Genomic DNA, 3,312 nt, shown 5'->3' with positions numbered 1-3,312 from the left:
AGCCACAATGCCAGGCCCGCCTGCGGCACGCCGCGCGCCGCCATCAACGAGGCAACCAGAATTCTGTTCTGGATGTTGCGCAGGCCGGCAAAGACGAAGGCGCCGCCAAGCAGCAAGCGTGCGGCAAACAGAATCTCGTTCTGAAAACTCTCGAACATGTCGTTGATCTCGCAAATGAAAGCGCGCGAGCCTGCAACAGACTCGCGCACCACTCAAAATCCTCAGGCAGCCTTGGCAGCCGGCACTGGATGAATGGCCTGAAACGGAATGCACAGCCGGTTCCAGGTGTTGATCATGCCGAGCGCGACCGAGAGCTTGACCAGTTCCTCTTCCGAAAAATGCTCCAGCGTGCGGGCGTAGAGTTCGTCCGACACGCCGTTGTCGGCGATCAGCGTCACCGCCTCGGTCCAGGCGAAGGCGGCGCGCTCGCGCTCGGAAAACAGCGGCGATTCCTTCCAGGCGGCGACCAGATAGAGCCGGGTCTCGGTCTCGCTGTCGCGCCTGGCCTCGCGGCTGTGCATCTCGACGCAGAACGAGCAGCCATTGATCTGCGAAGCCCTGAGCTTGATCAGGTGCAGCAGGCTCACCTCCAGCCCGCATTCGTCGACGGCCTTGTTGAGCGCCGACACCGCCTTCATGATCTCGGGTGCCTTGGCATAAAACTGCAGTCTCGGTTTCATCGTCTTGCCTTCCAGGTTTTTGGGTGGGTTTAGAAGTGGGTCTAGATCTGTTTGGATAAAGCGGATTTCTGCGGCCGCTGGTGGCGCTCGACAAAGGCGCAGCTCGCGGCAATCGATCGGGGATCACCTTCCGCGGCGTAGTTCGCCACGATATCGGATAGCTTGACTTCGGCGAGTGCTGCCTTATAGGCGCGCTCGGCCTTCAGCATCGCGGCATTGATGCCGCAGGGTTTCACATAGGCCGAGGCGTCTATTTTGACCGGGCCGCGCTGGCGGATCTCGCCGCAGCGGAAGGCGGGCTCCCTGCCCTCGACCGCCAGCACGATGTCGAGCAGCGTGATGCGCTCGGCCGGCCGCGCCAGCCGGTAGCCGCCGGCGGGTCCCGGCACCGATTCCAGGATACGCGCCGCCGTAAGCTGGTTGAGATGTTTCAAGAGATAGCTCGGCGACAGGCCGAAGGCCTCGGCCATGGCGGCGCCCGACATGGTGCTGTTGCCGTCGACGCCGACAAGCATGGCGGCGCAGTGGATCGCCGCTTCGACGCCTTCTCCGAGCTTCATGGCCTGCCGCTCCTATTCATGGATATTTTTTATCATGGATATTTTTTATCTGCAATAGCCGTTAAGGCAACTTCAATCCGAAGGTCGGCGCCGCCCCTCACCTGCCTGCCGGCATCCTCTCCCCGTATAGTGACGGGGAGAGGGACGCTTTCCTGAACGATTTCGCCAATCTCCAGCGTCGCAAGAAAAGCGCCGAGGTCGCGGCCTGCCCCTTCTCCCCGTCACTATACGGGGAGAAGGTCCCGGCAGGGGGATGAGGGGCGGCGCCAGCTTCGACGATTGAGCGTCATGCGCATGATCGTCGCGCACACAAAGATGACAGCGGCGCGCGCAAAAAAAATCGTCCCGTGCGAGCACGGGGCGATTTATCCGAGCCGATAAAGACGAAAACCTACTCCGCCGCCACCTTGGCCATCGGATTGTTGGGGTGCGTCGTCCAGTTGGCATAGATCGGCGACACCGGCTTGCCGGTGCGTTGGTCCATCGCGCCTGCCGCGAGCGGCTCCATGGTGATGCAGCCTTCGACCGGGCAGACATTGACGCAGAGGTTGCAGCCGACGCATTCGGCCTCGATCACCTCGAAATGCCTCAAGCCGTCGACCATGCTGGTGATCGCCTGGTGCGAGGTATCCTCGCAGGCGATGTGGCAGCGGCCGCACTTGATGCAGGCATCCTGGTCGATATGCGCCTTGGCGACATAGTTGAGGTTGAGATACTGCCAGTCGGTGACGTTGGGCGTGGCGCGGCCGATGATGTCGGAGAGCGAGGCGTGGCCCTTCTCGTCCATCCAGTTCTCCAGCCCCGCGATCATTTCCTGCACGATCTTGAAGCCGTAGGTCATCGCTGCTGTGCAGACCTGCACATTGCCGGCGCCGAGCGCCATGAATTCGGCAGCGTCGCGCCAGGTGGTGATGCCGCCGATGCCGGAGATCGGCAGGCCATGCGTTTCCGGATCGCGCGCGATCTCGGCCACCATGTTCATGGCGATCGGCTTCACCGCCGGGCCGCAATAGCCGCCATGCGAGCCCTTGCCGTCGATGGTCGGCTGCGGCGCGAAACTGTCGAGATCGACGCCGGTGATCGAATTGATGGTGTTGATCAGCGACACCGCGTCGGTGCCGCCGGCCTTCGCCGCCCGCGCCGGCTTGCGGATATCGGTGATGTTGGGCGTCAGCTTGGTGATGACGGGCATGCGCGTGTACTGCTTGCACCAGCGCACCACCATCTCGATATATTCCGGTACCTGGCCGACCGCCGAGCCCATGCCGCGCTCGCTCATGCCGTGCGGGCAGCCGAAATTGAGCTCGATGCCGTCGGCGCCGGTCTCCTCGACCAGCGGCAGGATCGCCTTCCAGCTCTCCTCCTCGCAAGGCACCATGATCGAGGCGACCAGCGCCCGATCCGGCCAGTTCATCTTCACCTGCTTCATCTCGCGCAGATTGGTCTGTAGGTCGCGGTCGGTGATCAGCTCGATGTTGTTCAGGCCGAGCAGCCGGCGGTCGGCGCCCCAGATCGCGCCGTAACGCGGGCCGTTGACGTTGACGACCGGCGGCCCTTCTTCGCCAAGCGTCTTCCAGACCACGCCGCCCCAGCCGGCCTTGAAGGCGCGCTCGACATTGTAGGCCTTGTCGGTCGGCGGCGCGGAAGCCAGCCAAAACGGATTGGGCGACTTGATGCCGACGAAAGTGTTGCGGATGTCTGCCATGCTCATGCCCTCCCGTTAGAGGTCAGCGCCCGGTGGATGCTCTCGGCGGCGTCGCGACCCTGCGCCACGGCCGAAACCGTCAGGTCGTCGCCGCCGAAGATGCAGTCGCCGCCCGCCCAGACTTTCGCCAGCGATGTGCGGCCTTCCGCGTCGACCTTGATGCGCCCGCCCTCGAGCTCGATAGAGGCGACGCTGCCGTTGAGCGCCGCGGGCGTAAAACTCTGGCCGATCGCCTTGAACACCTGGTCGGCGGCGAGCGTCAGCCGCTCGCCGGTGCCGGCGAGCTTTTCGCCGTCGAACGCGGTGTATTCGAGCTCGATGGCCGACACCTTGCCGTTCTCGGCAATGACGCGCTTCGGCTGCAGCC

General features: G+C 63.6%; 4 protein-coding genes and 1 pseudogene. All 5 read right to left on the bottom strand.

Translation table 11 applies throughout. The annotated features are described in order from the left end of the window. Positions 1–158, bottom strand: a pseudogene (locus EOA29_RS29990) (DoxX family protein); the annotation flags it as partial. Between the two features lie 63 nt (positions 159–221). Further along, positions 222–680 (bottom strand): carboxymuconolactone decarboxylase family protein, encoded by a 459-nt coding sequence (locus EOA29_RS29985; RefSeq protein WP_126093031.1) that lies wholly within the window; start codon positions 678–680, stop codon positions 222–224. Between the two features lie 41 nt (positions 681–721). Then, positions 722–1,240, bottom strand: coding sequence for an Rrf2 family transcriptional regulator (locus EOA29_RS29980; RefSeq protein ID WP_126093030.1), 519 nt, complete (start codon positions 1,238–1,240; stop codon positions 722–724). Between the two features lie 391 nt (positions 1,241–1,631). Then, positions 1,632–2,945 carry an NAD-dependent dihydropyrimidine dehydrogenase subunit PreA gene (gene preA / locus EOA29_RS29970; RefSeq protein WP_126093029.1) on the bottom strand — a complete coding sequence of 438 codons (1,314 nt, stop codon included), beginning with the start codon at positions 2,943–2,945 and terminating at the stop codon, positions 1,632–1,634. Positions 2,946–2,947: 2 nt separating this feature from the next. Beyond that, positions 2,948–3,312: FAD-dependent oxidoreductase (locus EOA29_RS29965; RefSeq protein WP_189479029.1), on the bottom strand; the 365-nt coding region annotated here is incomplete at its 5' end.

The sequence above is a fragment of the Mesorhizobium sp. M1E.F.Ca.ET.063.01.1.1 genome (assembly GCF_003998155.1).
Classification (GTDB): domain Bacteria; phylum Pseudomonadota; class Alphaproteobacteria; order Rhizobiales; family Rhizobiaceae; genus Mesorhizobium.
This window is presented reverse-complemented; position numbering and strand designations above follow the sequence as displayed.

Bases quoted from the DNA above. Each gene is read 5' to 3' on its own strand.
- EOA29_RS29985 (WP_126093031.1), bottom strand. From the start codon at position 680: ATGAAACCGAGACTGCAGTTTTATGCCAAGGCACCCGAGATCATGAAG.
- EOA29_RS29980 (WP_126093030.1), bottom strand. From the start codon at position 1,240: ATGAAGCTCGGAGAAGGCGTCGAAGCGGCGATCCACTGCGCCGCCATG.
- preA (WP_126093029.1), bottom strand. From the start codon at position 2,945: ATGGCAGACATCCGCAACACTTTCGTCGGCATCAAGTCGCCCAATCCG.